At 31.0% G+C, this 18,224-nt stretch carries 16 protein-coding genes; 6 read left to right on the plus strand and 10 right to left on the minus strand.

Features of this window, described 5'->3' with window-relative positions; genetic code table 11:
• From ACIQZ1_RS04450 to aroA, 3 genes are all read left to right on the plus strand, one after another.
• Positions 1-1,856: DUF3857 domain-containing protein (locus ACIQZ1_RS04450; protein ID WP_396159423.1), on the plus strand; the 1,856-nt coding region annotated here is incomplete at its 5' end.
• 186 nt (positions 1,857-2,042) lie between these two features.
• Positions 2,043-2,369: a nucleotide pyrophosphohydrolase gene (locus tag ACIQZ1_RS04455; protein WP_353076667.1), complete on the plus strand. Its 327-nt coding sequence runs from the start codon at positions 2,043-2,045 to the stop codon at positions 2,367-2,369.
• A gap of 2 nt (positions 2,370-2,371) precedes the next feature.
• Positions 2,372-3,625 (plus strand): 3-phosphoshikimate 1-carboxyvinyltransferase, encoded by a 1,254-nt coding sequence (gene aroA / locus ACIQZ1_RS04460; protein ID WP_396159425.1) that lies wholly within the window; start codon positions 2,372-2,374, stop codon positions 3,623-3,625.
• 31 nt (positions 3,626-3,656) lie between these two features.
• Here aroA and ACIQZ1_RS04465 read toward each other — a convergent pair whose 3' ends face one another.
• The 6 genes from ACIQZ1_RS04465 to gcvP all read right to left on the minus strand — a co-directional run bounded on the left by ACIQZ1_RS04465 (position 3,657) and on the right by gcvP (position 10,920).
• Entirely contained in the window at positions 3,657-4,424 is a 768-nt protein-coding gene (locus ACIQZ1_RS04465) for an ABC transporter ATP-binding protein (protein ID WP_396159427.1), read from the minus strand.
• A complete protein-coding gene (locus tag ACIQZ1_RS04470; RefSeq protein ID WP_396159429.1) occupies positions 4,424-5,170 on the minus strand; it encodes an MlaE family ABC transporter permease in 747 nt (248 codons plus the stop codon). The genes ACIQZ1_RS04465 and ACIQZ1_RS04470 overlap by 1 nt, the downstream gene beginning before the upstream one ends.
• Positions 5,171-5,237: 67 nt before the next feature.
• Entirely contained in the window at positions 5,238-6,086 is an 849-nt protein-coding gene (locus ACIQZ1_RS04475) for a glycosyltransferase (RefSeq protein ID WP_396159431.1), read from the minus strand.
• 46 nt (positions 6,087-6,132) lie between these two features.
• Entirely contained in the window at positions 6,133-6,663 is a 531-nt protein-coding gene (locus tag ACIQZ1_RS04480) for a methyltransferase (protein ID WP_396159433.1), read from the minus strand.
• Between the two features lie 78 nt (positions 6,664-6,741).
• Entirely contained in the window at positions 6,742-7,800 is a 1,059-nt protein-coding gene (locus ACIQZ1_RS04485; protein WP_396159435.1) for a 3-oxoacyl-ACP synthase III family protein, read from the minus strand.
• A 276-nt stretch (positions 7,801-8,076) separates the two neighbouring features.
• Positions 8,077-10,920: an aminomethyl-transferring glycine dehydrogenase gene (gcvP, locus tag ACIQZ1_RS04490; protein ID WP_396159437.1), complete on the minus strand. Its 2,844-nt coding sequence runs from the start codon at positions 10,918-10,920 to the stop codon at positions 8,077-8,079.
• Positions 10,921-11,062: 142 nt separating this feature from the next.
• Between gcvP and ACIQZ1_RS04495 the strand changes: the two genes are divergently transcribed.
• The gene (locus ACIQZ1_RS04495) at positions 11,063-11,833 is read left to right on the plus strand and encodes a hypothetical protein (protein ID WP_396159439.1); all 771 of its coding nucleotides are present in this window, start codon (positions 11,063-11,065) and stop codon (positions 11,831-11,833) included.
• On the opposite strand, the gene ACIQZ1_RS04500 is transcribed toward ACIQZ1_RS04495, so the two are convergent.
• The 4 genes from ACIQZ1_RS04500 to ACIQZ1_RS04515 form a co-directional block, all read right to left on the minus strand.
• The gene (locus ACIQZ1_RS04500; protein WP_396159441.1) at positions 11,830-13,854 is read right to left on the minus strand and encodes a M3 family metallopeptidase; all 2,025 of its coding nucleotides are present in this window, start codon (positions 13,852-13,854) and stop codon (positions 11,830-11,832) included. The genes ACIQZ1_RS04495 and ACIQZ1_RS04500 overlap by 4 nt on opposite strands.
• A gap of 69 nt (positions 13,855-13,923) precedes the next feature.
• Entirely contained in the window at positions 13,924-14,409 is a 486-nt protein-coding gene (purE, locus tag ACIQZ1_RS04505) for a 5-(carboxyamino)imidazole ribonucleotide mutase (RefSeq protein WP_396159443.1), read from the minus strand.
• 8 nt (positions 14,410-14,417) lie between these two features.
• Positions 14,418-15,584 (minus strand): 5-(carboxyamino)imidazole ribonucleotide synthase, encoded by a 1,167-nt coding sequence (locus tag ACIQZ1_RS04510; RefSeq protein WP_396159445.1) that lies wholly within the window; start codon positions 15,582-15,584, stop codon positions 14,418-14,420.
• A 60-nt stretch (positions 15,585-15,644) separates the two neighbouring features.
• Positions 15,645-16,178 carry a hypothetical protein gene (locus tag ACIQZ1_RS04515; protein ID WP_396159447.1) on the minus strand — a complete coding sequence of 178 codons (534 nt, stop codon included), beginning with the start codon at positions 16,176-16,178 and terminating at the stop codon, positions 15,645-15,647.
• Between the two features lie 98 nt (positions 16,179-16,276).
• Here ACIQZ1_RS04515 and ACIQZ1_RS04520 point away from each other — a divergent pair, with 98 nt between their 5' ends.
• Positions 16,277-16,849 carry an adenylate kinase gene (locus ACIQZ1_RS04520; protein WP_396159449.1) on the plus strand — a complete coding sequence of 191 codons (573 nt, stop codon included), beginning with the start codon at positions 16,277-16,279 and terminating at the stop codon, positions 16,847-16,849.
• A gap of 31 nt (positions 16,850-16,880) precedes the next feature.
• Positions 16,881-18,155, plus strand: coding sequence for a hemolysin family protein (locus tag ACIQZ1_RS04525; RefSeq protein WP_396159451.1), 1,275 nt, complete (start codon positions 16,881-16,883; stop codon positions 18,153-18,155).
• Positions 18,156-18,224: the final 69 nt, after the last annotated feature.

Consider the following 18,224-nt stretch of genomic DNA (forward strand, 5'->3'; position numbering starts at 1 on the left):
TTGAAAAGGGCAAAACCTTGTTTTACTATAATTCTAATAAAGGATTTAGTGTTGAAACAGAAGTAGAAGTAAAAATTAAAATTTACAAAAAAGAAGGTTATGATTGGGCTACAAAAAGTATAATGTATAGTATTGGTTCTGATTCAGAGACTGTTTTTTTCTCAAAAGGTATAACTTATAACCTAGTAGATGGTAAAATTGTTAAATCTAAATTATCTAAAGATGGAGAGTTTCAAGAGAAAAACAATGAATTTTGGGCTACAAAAAAAATCACTATGCCAAATGTAAAAGAAGGTTCAATAATAGAATATAAATATGTTATTAAATCTCCATTTATTTCTAAATTAGATGTATGGAAATTTCAATCTACAATTCCTGTAAATTATTCAGAATTTGTTACAGTTATCCCAGAGTATTACAACTATAATATATACTCAAGAGGATTTGAAAAAATTGAACGATCAGAAAAAAATAAGCCAAGAACAATTACTTATACTGTTGGGAAAGGTCAATATGAATCTTCAAATGGTGGTCAAATTGCTAGTTTTAATTTTAACGAGACAGAAACACGTTTTTTTGTTGAGAATTTACCTGCATTTAAAAAGGAACCTTTTTCGAATACATATTTAAATTATTTAACCAGTATTGAATTTGAACTATCATCAACACAATTCGCTAATTCCGATTTAAAACAATATTCACAATCTTGGGAAAATGTTTCTAAAACTATCTATGATAATGAATCATTTGGTAAAGAATTAGACAAAGACAATTATTTTCAAGATGATTTAAAAATTATTTTATCAGAAAAGTTTGAAAACGAAAATTCTAAAATTAATAAAATTTATGAATTTGTTAAAAATCATATTAAATGGGATGATTTTGTTGGAATATATACCAATAAAGGTGTTAAAAAAGCATATCAAGATAAGGTAGGAAATGTGGCTGAAATTAATTTTATTTTAATTTCTATGCTAAGATCTGCTGGTTTTAATGCCAATCCAATACTTTTATCAACTAGAGATAAAGCAATAAATTTATTTCCAAGCAGAACAGCATATAATTATGTAATTTGTGGAGTAGAAGTTGAAAATAAAATTATTTTCTTAGATGCAACTGAAAAATATGCTACTTTCAATATTTTACCAATGAGATGTAGAAATTATTTAGGTAGAATAATCAGAAAATCAGGTAGTTCAGCAGAAGTAGATTTAGCATCAAAAACAATATCAAAAAACATGATTTTATGTAATGCAATAGTAAATAAAGATGGTAAAATTGAAGGTAACATAAAAGATATTAATAGTGCTACAAATGCATATTTATTCAGAAACGAAAATTTAAGCATATCAAAAGATTCTTATATAGAAAAAAAAGAAAAAAATAATCCCGGATTGGAAATTCAAGAATACAATTTATTTAATAAAGAAAATTTAGAAGAAGATATTAAGGAAGAATATGATTTTGTTCATTCAAATCAAGTTGAAACTATTGATGGAAAATTATATTTTAAACCTTTGTTATTTTTTGCTTTAGAAGAAAACCCATTTAAGTCTGAAAACAGAACCTACCCTATTGATTTTATTTTCCCAACAAATGACTCTTTTACTTTCACATTTACAATTCCAGATGGATTTGAAATAGAATCAATTCCAAGTAATATAAGTATTTCAATGGTTGATAATATTGCTAATTTTAAATTTTTAGCAGGTAAAGTGGCTAATAAAATACAGATTGTTTGCAATTTTAATAAAAATGAGACTTTTATTCTAGCTGACTATTATGAAGATTTAAAAGCATTTTATAATCAAGTATATTTAAAAATGAATGAAAAAATTATACTAAAAAAACAATAAATCCTACATATGAAAAACATAATTATAGAGTTTATTGCTAAATTTATACTTCATAGTACAATTTTTGGCGTATTGCTCTTTTTTTTAAACGATTTAACTATCGAAAAAACCGTACTAACAGCATGTAGTTTCGGACTTATGTTGGCTTTGTTTAATATGTATCAAAATCACAAAAAAAAGAAGTAAATGGACATACAAAACGCACAACTTGACGTTGATAATTGGATAAAAAACCACGGTGTTCGTTATTTTAACGAATTAACCAATATGGCACAACTTACAGAAGAAGTAGGAGAAGTAGCCCGAATTATAGCAAGAAGATATGGCGAACAATCCGAAAAAGAATCGGATAAAAATAAAGATTTAGGTGAAGAATTGGCAGATGTAGTATTTGTGGTTTTATGTTTAGCCAATCAAACAGGAATTAATTTGCAAGACGCTTTTGATAAAAAACTCGACTTAAAAACCAATAGAGACCACGACCGTCATCAAAATAATGAGAAATTAAAGTAATTGTGAATTTCAAATTTCAAATTTCAAATTTCAAATTTCAAAATTCAATTTTGAAAATAACGGGTTCCAAGTCGGAAACCAATCGTTTGTTATTGTTACAAGCTTTATACCCAAATTTACTTTTAGAAAACACATCTAATTCCGATGATTCGGAAGTAATGATAAAAGCTTTAAATGCCAAACACCTAAAACCCAAAACCCAATACCTAAAAATAGACGTTCATCACGCCGGAACGGCCATGCGGTTTTTAACCGCTTATTTTGCTATTCAAGAAGGTTTTGATGTTCATCTTACAGGTTCTTCTAGGATGAAAGAAAGACCAATTCAGATATTAGTTGATGCATTAAATGAACTAGGAGCGGAGATTTCGTATCTTGAAAAAGTAGGATTTCCACCATTAAAAATCAAAGGAAAAAAACTTACAAAAAGTAAAGTTTCACTTTCGGCAAACGTAAGTAGTCAGTATATTTCTGCCTTGATGTTAATTGCGCCAAAACTAGAAAACGGACTGGAATTAATTTTGGAAGGAGAAATTACATCGGTTCCTTATATTAATATGACATTAGCGTTATTAAATGAAATGGGTATAGAAACATCATTTATTGAAAATAAAATTATTGTAAAGCCAAAATCCGCAATTCACAATTCACAATTCATAATTGAATCCGATTGGTCTTCAGCGTCTTATTGGTTTTCAATTATTGCACTTTCTGAAATTGGCACACAAATTACCTTATCGAGCTTTAAAGAAAATAGTTTGCAAGGCGATTTTGCTTTAGTAGAATTATATAAAAATTTTGGAGTAGAAACGGTTTTCAATGACAACAATTCAATAACAGTTTCAAAAGTCAATACTAAATTTCAAAAATCATTCAATTTTAATCTTCAATCGTCACCAGACATTGCACAAACTATTGCAGTAACTTGTTTTGGATTAGGTGTAAGTTGTCATTTAACGGGTTTGCACACGTTGAAAATTAAAGAAACAGACCGACTTGAAGCTTTAAAAATAGAATTAACCAAATTGGGAGCAGCAATTTCTGTTACAAACGTTTCATTAACTCTGGAACAATCAGAAAATATTCATCCTAACGTTAGGATTTCTACCTATCAAGATCACAGAATGGCTATGTCTTTTGCTCCTTTAGCTTTAAAAGTGCCAATTATTATTGAAAATGCTGAGGTAGTTTCAAAATCGTATCCTACTTTTTGGGAAGATTTTGCTGCTTTTAATTTTTCTGTTGTAAATGAATGATTTTCGAATTGAAAATTGCCAAATTGGCTAATTATACATCGTCATCCAAATACATTTTTCTAACCCGTTTAAATAATTCACTCGAATATACAAAGTCGGTTACAGCGGCATTATCGGTTTTAAAAATTTCTTTGTTAGAACCTTCCCATTCTAATAAACCGTTTTTTAGAAACACAATTTTTTCTCCAATTTCCATTACAGAATTCATATCGTGCGTATTAATCACGGTTGTGATATTATATTCTTTTGTAATTTCTTGAATTAAATTATCTATTACAATCGCTGTTTTCGGGTCTAAACCCGAATTTGGTTCGTCACAAAATAAATATTTTGGATTATTTACAATTGCTCTTGCTATTGCTACGCGTTTTTGCATTCCTCCAGAAATTTCAGATGGTTTTTTATGGTTGGCATTGACCAAATTAACTCTATCAATAACAAAATTAACTCGTTCTTTAATTTCTGATGCTGATTTATTAGTAAACATTTTTAATGGAAATCCAACATTTTCTTCAACGGTCATGCTGTCAAACAAAGCGCCTCCTTGAAATACCATACCAATCTCTGTACGAATATCACGTTTTTCATCTTTATTTAAATCTTTATAAACTCTATTGTCGAACGAAATGTGTCCGCTATCAATATCGTGAACGCCTAATAAAGATTTTATAAAAACTGTTTTTCCAGAGCCACTCTGACCAATGACCAAACTAGTTTTTCCAGCTTCAAAGCTTGTGCTAATTCCTTTAAGAATCATTTGATCACCAAAACTTTTTTTAATGTTATGTACTTCAATCATTAGCTTAAAAGTAATTGAGTTAAAATATAGTTCATTAAAATAATTACCACAGAGGTCCAAACAAATGAAACGGTGCTGGCTTTACCCACTTCTAAAGCGCCACCTTTCATATAAAAGCCGTGAAAAGAAGGAATAGTAGCTAACAAAAAGGCAAACATTAAAGTTTTAATAAACGCATAAGCAATATGAAAAGGGATAAATTCTTTTTGAAGTCCTATAATAAAATCTGTACTTGAGGTAAAATCGCCATAAACACCTGCTAAATAACCCCCAAAAATTCCTAAAAACATAGCAATTCCAATTACGAAAGGATACAATAATGCGGCTATCATTTTTGGAAAAACTAAATAATTTAGCGCGTTTACACCCATCACTTCTAAAGCTTCTATTTGTTCCGTAACACGCATAGAACCAATACTTGAGGTAATAAACGAACCCATTTTACCAGCCATAATTATAGAAATAAAAGTAGGTGCAAATTCCAAAACAATTGATTGACGTGTAGCGAAACCGATTAAATATTTTGGGATCAGTGGATTGGTTAAGTTCAATGCTGTTTGAATGGCTACAACGCCGCCTACGAAAAATGAAATAAAACAGACAATTCCCAAAGAATCAATAATTAAATCGTCTATTTCTTTTAGGATAAGTTGTTTCATCATAGACCATTTTACTGGACGATTAAACACCTCCTTCAGCATGATGAAATAACGACCAATTTGCGATAAATATCTGATGAGCATCATTTATTAAGGTACGATTTATATGTTATTGTATTTAGTAAAAATACTATTTTAATTTTACTTTAAAAGTTTAAAACAACTTTTCTTTCATTTTTTTCCATCTGTATTTTCTAATCCATTTGGCTTGTTCTGGAGAAACAAATAAAGGTTTTCCAGATGATTTTGCTTTCCAAAAACCCATTATATAGTCGACAAATAAAAAAGGTTTTTCTTTTCTGGAAGCTAACTTTAAAGAGGCAACTGCGGTTATAATAAATCCATAACCTAAACTGTAAAAGGCCTCACCTTGCTTATATCTTGCGGCTTTAGTATAACTGGCTCCAGTTGGTTTTAGGTGTTTTACGTATAAACTTTCATCGGTAACGACTTTCCAATTGTAAAATTTACATAATAATTCATCTACAGTATCCCAACCCATAGCTGGTTTTAGGCCTCCTATTTTCTTATATGTTTCTTTTCTATATGCTTTTAAAGCTCCTCTAATATGGTCTTTGTCGGTTAAGTTTTCTAAAACCCAATCCCCATTTTTTTCAATATAGCAGAAACCACCAACCATTCCAATTGTTGCATCAGATTGAAAATGTTTTATTATTGATTCGAAGTAATTATTTGGAAAAATTAAATCCGCATCCACTTTTACAATAATTTCGTATTCGTCATCAATATGTTTTTCGCCTTCTTGAAACGCTTGAATTACTTTGCTTCCTGGAAGATGAATCGCATCTGACTTTTTATTTACCAAAGTAATAAATGGAAATTTTTCGGAAAATGAAGTTACAATTTCTGCAGTTTTATCTGATGAATTATCATTTACTACAATAATTTTCGATGGCAAAACGGTCTGCGTTACCAAAGATTGTAAGGTTAAAGCCATAAAAGCTTCTTCGTTATATGCAGGAATGATAATGTAGTATTTCATATTGCAAATTCAAATTTGAAAAATTCTAAAATTTGGGATTTTGGATTTAAATTTTGGAATTTCTCTCCGCGTAAACTAAATAATATCTCGGAGTAAACCATCTCAATAACGGACGAAAACCAATTTTTTTAACAGGATGTGTAAATTTCACACTTTCAATTATTTTAAACCCTGTTTTTTCTAATAACCAGTCCAATTGCCAATCTTCAAATTCGTGATAATGTCTGTCCCATTTGTCTGTTTTACTTCGGTATGCCGATGAAAACCATAAGCGTAAGGGAATAGAAATAAGAATTTTATCGCATTTTACATTTTCTAAAATGGTATACGGATTCAATAAATGTTCGAAAATTTCAAATCCTGTAAATACATCGTAATTTTCTTCGCGTAAAGCAATTTGATTGGTATCTAAATCTTCTCCTTTTGTATTGATAACGGTATACTTATTTTCTACCATAATTTTTGAAAAGGGATTTGGAACACCTAAATCAAAAATAGTTTCAGACGTTGAAATATGTTTTTTTAAAAATTCTAAAGTAATATTGAATCGTTTACTAGGATATGTTTTTTCGTACATTAATATAAGCTTGATAGTAATTTATAAATGCAAAATTAACGATAAACACGAAACATTTATCAATAAATTTAAAAAATATTATAATTGATATACGATGGCATTAATATTCATTCCGGCTCCAACCGATGCAAATAAAATGATATCGCCTTTGTGAATTTCTTGATTTTCAATCTCACCTTTAAGCAAAGCATCATATAATGTAGGTACGGTTGCTACACTAGAATTACCTAATTTATGAATGGTCATTGGCATAATGCCTTCAGGTGGAGTTTGATTGTAAAGTTTGTAAAACCTTTGAATGATGGCTTCATCCATTTTTTCATTGGCTTGATGAATTAGTATTTTTTTAATTTGATCAATTTTAATACCACTCGCATCCAAACATGCAGCCATAGCTTTTGGCACGTTGTTCAAGGCAAATTCATATATTTTTCGACCATGCATTTTTATATATCTCACATTTGGGTCGTGTTCTTTATTAAAGGAATTTCCAAAAAACAAATAATTTGCTTCTTCGTATGTGAAAGATGCCGATTCATGCGCTAAAACACCTCCATTTTCATCACTTGCTTCAAGTATTGTAGCGCCTGCGCCATCTGAATAAATCATGGAATCTCTATCATGCGGATCAACTACTCGAGAAAGCGTTTCTGCTCCTATAATAAGGCATTTTTTTGCCATTCCTGCTTTAATAAATGCTGTAGCTTGAATCATACCCTCAACCCAGCCAGGACATCCAAAAAGCACATCGTATGCCACGCATTTAGGGTTTTTAATGCCTAAATTATGTTTTGTTTTTGAAGCCAAACTTGGCAACATATCTCCTTGAATGGCGCCTTTTTTTACATCTCCAAAATTATGAGCAAAAATTATATAGTCTAAAGTTTCAGGATCAATATTCGCGTTTTCTATAGCTCTTTTTGCGGCTATTGTTGCCATATCGGAAGTTTGAAAACCTGTGTGCGCATATTTACGTTCTTCAATTCCTGTAATACCATAAAATTTTTCAGTAATTACGTCATTTGATAATGGAAACGAAGTACCGTCTTCATTTAAAAAAACATGAGAAGAAAAATCGTTATTTGTTACTGTTTCTGTTGGAATATAACTTCCAGAACCTGTTATTTTTATTGTCATTGTTTAAAATTTATTATAGTTTCAAAATACATAAATCTGTATTTTATTTATTTCTAATTACAATTTGAAACTAATTTTATACTAAAATACTAAATTGAAATTCAAAAAAGCGATAACAATTTGTAAATTAAGTAATTATTACGAATTTGTTAAAAAATTTACTTTTTTTTGTTAATTTCAGAAATTATTGAAATTTTATTTTCAGTTTAAATAAGTAATTAAAAAATCCCAAACTCCTAATTGGAATTTGGGATTTAAACTATTGTGATTTGTTTTTTACATATACGCTTCTATTGGCGCACATGAACAAACTAAGTTTCTATCGCCATACGCTTCATCTACTCTTCGAACACTAGGCCAAAATTTATTTTCAGCAATATATTCTAATGGGAATGCTGCAACTTCTCTTGTATAAGGAAACACCCATTCGTCTGAAGTAACCATAGCTAACGTATGGGGTGCATTTTTTAAAATATTTTGAGTGTCATCTTTTGAAGACGCATTAATTTCTTTACGAATAGTAATCATAGCATCACAAAAACGATCTAATTCGGCTAAATCTTCAGATTCTGTTGGTTCAATCATTAATGTTCCTGCAACTGGGAAAGAAACTGTAGGTGCGTGGAAGCCGTAATCCATTAAACGTTTCGCAATATCAGTAACTTTTATACCATTATCTTCAAATGCACGACAATCTAAAATCATTTCATGAGCCGCTCTTCCCATTTCTCCAGAATATAAAATTGGATAATGTGACTCTAAACGAGCTTTCATATAATTCGCATTCAATATAGCGTGTTTTGTTGCATTTGTTAGTCCTTCAGCACCTAACATACAAATGTACCCATAAGAAATTAAGCAAACCAAAGCAGACCCATACGGCGCGGCTGAAATAGCTGTAATGGCTTGGTCGCCACCCACTTTTACAATTGGGTTAGATGGTAAAAACGGCACTAATTTATCGTTTACACAAATTGGTCCAACGCCAGGTCCGCCACCACCATGAGGGATAGCAAACGTTTTGTGTAAGTTTAAGTGACAAACATCTGCGCCAATAGCAGCTGGATTGGTTAATCCAACTTGCGCATTCATATTAGCACCATCCATATATACTAAACCGCCATTTTCATGAATTAGGTTTGTAATTTCAATAATTGAACTTTCAAAAACACCGTGAGTAGAAGGATAAGTTACCATCAAAGCAGCCAAGTTAGCTGAATGTAAAATAGCTTTTTCTCTTAAATCATCAACGTCAATATTTCCTTCAGGAGTAGTTTTTGTTACAATAATATCCATTCCAGCCATTGCTGCTGAAGCAGGATTTGTACCGTGTGCCGATGATGGAATTAAACAAACCGTTCTGTGTTTATCTCCGCGAGATAAATGATATGCACGAATGGTCATTAAACCTGCATATTCGCCTTGCGCACCAGAATTAGGTTGTAATGTAGTCCCAGTAAATCCAGTTACCACATTTAATTGCTTTTCCAGTTTTTTAAGCATGGTTAAATAGCCCTCAACTTGATCAAGTGGTGCGAATGGATGTATATTATTCCAATTTGCCATCGATAAAGGCAACATTTCTGCTGCTGCATTTAATTTCATGGTACAAGAACCAAGTGAAATCATCGAGTGATTTAATGCTAAATCTTTACGTTCTAATTTTTTTATATAACGCATCAACTGACTTTCCGAATGATTGTTATTAAAAACATCATGTTGTAAGAAAGTTGATTTTCTTATTAAATTTTCTGATATAATAGTAGTCTCTACTAATTCAGTAATAGGTTCAAATGTTTTTTCTTTGGCTTCAGCGAAAATAGCTACAATCTGATTGATATCAGAAATAGAAGTAGTTTCATTAAATGAAATAGAAATCGTATCAGAATCAATATAGAAGAAATTTACTTCATGTCTTTCTGCAATAGCTTTTACTTTTGCTGCGTCTGCTTTTACATTTATAGTATCAAAATAAGCCGAGTTGGTTTGGTAAACACCTAATTTGTTTAAAGCTTCAACAGTAGTGTTAGCTGAATTATGTACTTTGTTTGCAATATATCTCAACCCTTTAGGTCCGTGATAAACCGCATACATTCCAGCCATAACAGCCAATAATACTTGAGCGGTACAGATATTTGAAGTTGCTTTTTCACGTTTAATATGTTGCTCACGTGTTCCTAACGCCATACGTAAGGCACGATTTCCGTTTACATCAATAGAAACACCAATAATTCTTCCTGGCATCGAGCGTTTGTATTCGTCTTTTGTTGCGAAGAAAGCTGCATGAGGCCCACCGTAACCCATTGGAATTCCGAAACGTTGTGAAGTTCCTACCACTACTGAAGCACCCATTTCTCCTGGAGGTGTTAATTTTGCTAAAGATAAAATATCTGCAGCAACAGCTACTTTAATTTCATTTTCTGTTGCTTTTGCAATAAATGCAGTATAATCATGAACTTGTCCGAATTTTCCAGGATATTGAAGGATAGCTCCAAAAAAGTCTGATGAAAAATCAAATGTTTCATGATTTCCAATTACCAACTCTATATTTAGTGGCGTAGAACGCGTTTGTAAAACAGATAATGTTTGTGGTAAAATTTCTTCTGAAACAAAGAATTTACAAACATTATTTTTCTTTTGATCACGGGTTCTAACATCGAACAATAAAGTCATTGCTTCAGCTGCAGCTGTTCCTTCATCTAATAAAGAAGCATTTGCAATTTCCATTCCAGTAAGTTCAATTACGGTAGTTTGGTAATTTAAAATAGCTTCCAAACGTCCTTGAGCAATTTCTGCTTGGTAAGGCGTGTAAGCAGTGTACCAACCCGGGTTTTCAAAAACGTTTCTTTGAATTACCGCAGGAACAATAGCTGGGTTGTAACCTAATCCAATATATGATTTGAAAACTTTATTCTTTTTACCTAATTCTTGTATATGATTTAAGTACTCATATTCGGTCATAGGTTTTTCCAGATTTAGTTCGTTTTTTAAACGAATATCTGTAGGAATAGTTTCGTAAATTAATTGATCTACTGAATCTACTCCAATAGTTTTTAACATATGGTTTAGGTCGTTTTCACCTGTTCCAATGTGTCTTAAAGCAAAGGCATCTGTTTTCATTTATATATAAAAATAGGTTGTGTTTAAATTTGAGTACAAAAGTAATTATTAATCTGCTAAAATTAATTGCTTTTTAGTTGAATTTTTGTGATTTTTATCAACTAAAATAGCTTGTTATTAACACTTTGATTATTTTTGTTGAATGTTAGTTTTAAAACAAATTTTCGATTTATACATCAAAAGTAGTTTACATGTTGCTTTTGCCATTTTCTCCTTTGTAAAAGTAGTAGAACTTTCGTTAAACATTTCTTCTAACGTGTTTTTAGAATTAGCTATTTTTTCTGGAAGTGTTTTGGGTTATTCGGTTTTAAAATATTACGAATTTTGGAAATCCACTAAGTTTTCAATACACAAAAATAAATCTGTTTTAGGAATTACAACAGTTGCATTTTTGACTTTTGTATTTTGTTTTTTTCAATTAAAGTTTAGTTTTCAAATCGCATTTTTACAAATCTTTTTTTTGGTCTTATTTTATCCGTTTTTACGAAAATATTGGTTATTTAAAATAGCCGTTGTGAGTTTTTGTGTCACGTTTGTGGTGTGTTACATTCCAACGTTAGATACAAAAATGTTGTTTTTTTTCGATACGATTTTACAAGTGAAATTATTTTTTCTGATTTGCGCGTTGTTAATTCCTTTTGAAATTTATGACTCGAAACATGATGCAATAACCTTGCAAACGATTCCTCAAAAATTTGGTGTAAAAAAAACTAAATATTTAGGTTACTTGTTTTTAATTTGTTTTTGCATTCTTAGTTTGCAATTACAATATGAAATTTTAGATATTGTAATTGCAATAGTAATTGGACTATTTATTAGATTTTCTTCTACTAAAAACACAAAATATTATACCAGTTTTTGGGTAGAAAGTATTCCTATTTTGTGGTGGATACTGGTTTTGATTTTTAACTAAATCAACCCCGCTCTTTTCAACAATGCATCTGCATTTGGTTCTTGACCTCTAAAGTTTTTATATAATGTCATTGGATGCTCGGTACCACCTTTTGACAAAACATTTTCTTTAAATTTGGTTGCGACTTCTTTATTGAAAATGCCTTTTTCTTGAAAATAAGCAAACGCATCGGCATCTAAAACTTCTGCCCATTTATAGCTGTAATATCCAGAAGAATAGCCGCCTTGAAAAATATGAGAAAATGAAACACTCATGCAGTTTTCTGCAACATCTGGAAATAATGACGTGTCGTCCATAGCTTGTTTTTCAAACGCTTTTACATTTTCAATCGGTTGGTTTTTTCCATGATATTCCATGTCTAATAAGCCAAAACTTAATTGTCGTAAAGTTGCCATTCCTTCTAAGAAACTTGCCGATTCTTTAATTTTTTCCACATATGCTTGAGGAATAATTTCGCCCGTTTCATAATGTTTTGCAAATATAGCCAGCGCTTCAGGTTCGTAACACCAGTTTTCCATTACTTGAGACGGCAATTCTACAAAATCCCAAAATACCGAAGTTCCCGAAAGGCTAGGGTAGGTGGTATTTGCTAACATTCCATGCAATCCGTGTCCAAATTCATGGAACAAAGTTGTCACTTCATTAAATGTTAATAAAGAAGGTTTTGTTGCTGTCGGTGGCGTAAAATTACACACATTAGAAACGTGAGGTCTTTCGTTATTTCCGTCTTTTATATATTGTGGTTTAAAAGAGGTCATCCAGGCACCATTTCTTTTGCCTTTTCTTGGAAAGAAATCGGTGTAAAAAATCGCAACTAAATTCTTATTTTCATCTAAAACTTCGAAAGTTTGCACATCGGAATGGTATTTGTCAATGTCAAAAACTTCGTTAAAGGTGATTCCAAAAAGTTTTTCTGCAATTGTAAATGCTCCGTTTAAAACATTCTCTAATTTGAAATACGGTTTTAAAGCTTCATCATCTAAATTGAATAATTTTTGTTTCAATTTTTCTGAATAATAAGCGCTATCCCATTTTTCTAATTGTTCAATTCCGTCTAATTCTTTTGCAAATGCAGTTAATTGATCGAATTCTCTTTTAGCAGCTGGTTTGGCTTTTTCTAAAATATCATGTAAAAAAGAAAGTACTTTTGTTGGGTTTTGAGCCATTCGTTCTTCTAAAACAAAATGGGCATGCGTTTTGTATCCTAATAAATTAGCGCGTTCATGACGAAGTGCTACAATTTTTTTAGTAATTTCTTCGTTGTTGTATTCGTTATTCTGAAAGGCTTTTTTACCAAACGCAATTGCCATTTCTTTTCTTAGTTCTCTCTTTTCAATGTAAGTTACAAATGGCATATAACTTGGAAAATCTAAGGTGAATATCCAACCTGTTTTATTTTTAGATTTGGCTAAATCGGCAGCGGCTTCTTTGGCGCCATCTGGCAACCCTTTTAAATCCGCTTCATTAGTAAGGTGTAATTCAAAATTATTGGTTTCTGCTAAGGTGTTTTCACCAAAAGTCAATTGTAATTCTGCCAATTCGGTATCAATTTCTCGTAAACGTGTTTTTTTATCTTCAGAAAGTAACGCTCCATTTCGAGTAAAACCTTTGTATTTTTTTTCTAATAATGTAGCTTGTTCTGTTGTTAAATTTATACCGTTTTTGTTTTCATAAACGGATTTTACTTTTTTAAATAAATCTTCGTTTAATGCTATGTCGTTTCCAAATTCTGTAAGTAAAGGAGTAATTTCTTGTGCGATTTTTTGCATTTCATCTGAAGTTTCTGCAGCATTTAAATTAAAAAAAATAGACGATAATCTATCTAAATTTTCACCCGAAAAATCTAATGCTTCAATAGTATTTTCAAAAGTAGGTGTTTCAGGATTCGTAATTATAGCATCAATTTCGGCTTTTGCTTTGCTGATATTTTCAATAAATGCCGGTTTGTAATCTTCTAATTTTATTTTAGAAAAAGGCGCCGTATTGTGTTTGGTAATAAATGATGAGGTTAGTATTTTCATGTTATTTATACTATTAACCCTGTCAGAGTATAAAACTAAGACAGGGTTTTTTAATGATTTTTTTTAAATTTATTTTTTCAATTCAGATGCTGCTTTATTTACCGCATTTTTCAAACTTTCTTTATAGAATATAATTTTATCTAATACGCATTTATCTGAACTACCTATAATTTGTGCGGCTAATATTCCAGCGTTTTTTGCACCGTTTAAAGCTACAGTTGCCACAGGAACTCCGCCAGGCATTTGTAGTATAGATAAAACAGAGTCCCATCCATCAATAGAATTACTAGATTTTACAGGCACTCCAATTACGGGAAGTGGACTCATAGAAGCCACCATTCCAGGTAAATGTGCTGCACCTCCAGCTCCAGCTATAATAACTGAAATACCACGAGTGTGTGCATTTTGACTAAAATCGAATAACTTTTCTGGTGTTCTATGTGCCGAAACAATATCTACTTCGGTCTCAATATCAAATCCTTTTAAGATATCTATGGCTTCTTGCATCACTGGCATATCCGAAATGCTTCCCATTATAATGGCTACTTTACTCATAAGTATATTTATTTAACACAAATTCCACTAATTACTCTAATACTATTTTTCACTTCTTCGGCAATTTTTCTGGCTGCTGCCATATATTCATTAACAATCGTAACATGTCCCATTTTTCTGAATGGTCTTGTTTCTTTTTTACCATAAATATGAGGTGTCACGCCATCAATTGCCATTATTTTTTCAATGTTTTCGTAAATCACGGGTCCAGAAAAACCTTCTTCACCGACCAAATTTACCATAATTCCAGCAACTTTACTATCTGTATTTCCTAAAGGTAAATTTAAAACGGAACGTAAGTGGTTTTCAAATTGCGATGTATAACTCGCTTCAATGGTATGATGTCCTGAATTATGAGGCCTTGGCGCTACTTCATTCACTAAAATATCATCTGATTCTGTTTGAAACATTTCTACAGCTAATAATCCAACGTGATCAAATGCTTTCGAAACTTGTAAAGCTGTTTCAATAGCTAATTGTGCCACTTTTTCATCAATTCGGGCTGGACAAATTACATATTCTACCTGATTGGCTTCTGGATGAAATTCCATTTCCACAACTGGATAGGTTTTTACATCACCATTTGCATTTCTGGCAACAATAACGGCTAATTCGTTTTTAAAAGGCACCATCTCTTCTGCAATGCATTCTACTTCAGGTAAATGTAATAAATCCATTGTAGAACGACAAATTTTTACGCCATTTCCATCATATCCAAATTGAGCGCATTTCCAAACGAAAGGAAATTCTAATTCGTCTTTTTCTAATGCTTTTTTTAAATCATTTAAATCTACAAAACGTTGGTGTTTTGATGTTGGAATGTTGTTTTCAACATAAAAATCTTTCTGTTTTCCTTTATTCTGAATTAATCGCAACGTTTTTGGCGATGGATATACAATATGTCCTTCTTCTTCTAATTTTTCTAATGCGTCTAAATTTACATTTTCAATTTCAATAGTTATGGCATCACACATTTTACCAAATTGGTAAACGGTTTCATAATCTAACAAACTTCCCGTAAAAAATTTATTTGCACCAAATTGCGCTGGCGCTTCATTACTTGGGTCTAAAACAAGTGTAGTAATGTCGAATTTTCGGGTTTCGGTAAGTAGCATTTTACCTAATTGGCCGCCACCTAAAATTCCTAATTTAAAATCTGAAGAAAAATAATTCATTAGTTGTTATTGTTGTGATTGTGCAAAGATACTAATTTGAATTTGTTTCGCAATTAGCATCTATTTTAGTTTTCGTAAAATATCTTTAGCAGCAGCTTGATATGCAGCGGAATGTTTAAAATAATCTTGTGAAAGTATGGTTTTTAACTCTTCATTAATCCAAGGCTGTTTTTTCCCGAAATTGTATAAAGTTATCATAGAATAGGCTTTTGTAGCAACTTTTTTATCCTGAATAAGCCAATCTAAACAGGTTTCAATAATTTTTGTTTCTTGGTTTTCGGAAAGTTTTATAGTTTTAGATTTGGATAAAAACATACATATTTTAGAAATAGGTCTAATAGCAGAATCATCTTTAAACTGTCCTATTTTTGCTAAAAAATCATCTAAAAAAGGAAGAATTAGTTCCAGTTTGATTTCGAAAATTAATTCTAATGACCAACACGCTTTTATATGAATTTTGTCTTTTTCGTGCAGCGCAATTTCTATTAGATATTGCAATTTTTCAGGATTTTGAAGTACATAATCACGAATAAATTCTCGATTTAATCGATGTGCTGTACTTTCTTCTATACGTTTATAAAAAGCTAAATTCATCTTGTAAAAATAATCATTTTTTAAAAAAACACTTAATAATGATTTTTTTATGTTTAATAGTTTGTAAATTTGTGGTTTATTTTAACTTTAACAACACAATGATTAATATTGTTTTATTCGGAAAACCAGGAGCTGGTAAAGGAACGCAAGCAGAATTTTTAAAAGAAAAATATACGCTAACACATTTATCTACAGGTGATATTTTTAGATTTAATATCAAAAACGAAACAGAATTAGGTCTTTTAGCGAAAACGTATATGGATAATGGCGATTTAGTGCCAGATTCAGTAACTATTCAGATGTTACAAAGTGAAGTAGAGAAAAACAGTCAATCAAAAGGGTTTTTGTTTGATGGTTTTCCAAGAACAATTGCACAAGCAGAAGCTTTAGATGCTTTTTTAACATCTAAAAATGAAGAAATTACTGCAACCATAGCTTTAGAAGCAGACGATGAAATTTTAGTAAAACGTTTGTTAGAAAGAGGTAAAACTTCAGGTAGACCAGACGATCAGGATGAAGAAAAAATCAGAAACAGATACCAAGAATATAACGAAAAAACAGCGCCTTTAATGTCGTATTACGATGCGCAAGGAAAGTTTTATGCTGTAAACGGAATTGGTTCGATTGAAGAAATCACAGAACGATTAAGTACTATAATCGATAAATTTTAAGTATATTGCATTTAATTCAACTATATAAAAATTGGAAATAGTCATAATATTCTTGTTGATACTGCTCAATGGAATTTTCTCCATGTCAGAGATCGCACTCATATCAGCAAGAAAAAATAGGTTAGAAACCGCTGCCAAAAAAGGCAATACGAGTGCAAAAACAGCTTTGGATTTAGCCAATTCGCCAAACAAATTTTTGTCAACGGTACAAATTGGTATTACCTTAATTGGTATTTTAACAGGTATTTATTCTGGTGATAAAATTACAACTGATGTTGAAGCATTTTTCGCCATTTATTCTATAACTTTTCCTTATGCACATTCTTTAGCAGTTGGATTTGTTGTTGTTATTTTAACTTTTTTCTCTTTAGTATTCGGTGAATTATTACCTAAAAGAATTGGGTTAAATTATCCAGAGGCCATTGCTAAGTCTGTAGCTGTTCCAATGAAAGTAATGTCTATTGTTACTGCTCCATTTATTTGGTTATTAACTACCTCTACTGATTTTATTTTAAAAATATTTAAGATTAAACCAACCGCAGATGGTAAGGTTACTGAAGAAGAAATCAAAGCCATTATCAAAGAAGGAACAGAAGTTGGTGAAGTGCAAGAAATTGAGCAAGATATTGTGGAACGCGTATTTCATATTGGTGACAGAAAAGTTAATTCTTTAATGACGCACAGAAAAAGCATTGTTTATTTGGCTTTAGATGAGAGTTATGAAGAACTAAAAGCGAAAATTTTAGATGAGTTGCATTCTGTATACCCTGTTTGTAATGAAAATTTGGATGAAGTTATAGGGGTAGTTTTATTAAAAGATTTATTCGCAAATATTGAAAAAGGCGATTTCGATTTACAGAAAATTATGATCGACCCGGTATATTTTATTGAACATACATCAGCGTATAAAGCGTTAGAAAACTTTAAGAAGTCTAAAATTCATTATGCATTAGTTACAGATGAATATGGTGTTTTTCAAGGAATTATTACCTTAAATGATATTTTAGAGGCATTAGTTGGTGATGCAGCAGATTTTTCTGATGAAGAATATCAATTACTCGCAAGAGAAGACGGAACTTGGTTAGTGGATGGGCAATATTCATTACACGATTTTATGACGTATTTCGATTTAGATGATATGCTTAATGATTATGAGGTTACAACGGTTAGTGGATTGATTATAACAGAATTAGGCAGTATTCCAAAACAAGGCGAAAAACTTATTTGGAACAAATTAGAATTTGAAGTGATAGATATGGATGGCGTAAAAATTGATAAAATTTTAATAAAACCAATTTCAGAATAACTACACTTACATTCGCAGTTTTTAGTCTGCATAAAAATTAAAAGTTAATAATATAGAATAGTTTCAGTT

Origin of the sequence: Flavobacterium sp. (assembly GCF_044341185.1) — a bacterium.
Lineage (GTDB): Bacteria > Bacteroidota > Bacteroidia > Flavobacteriales > Flavobacteriaceae > Flavobacterium.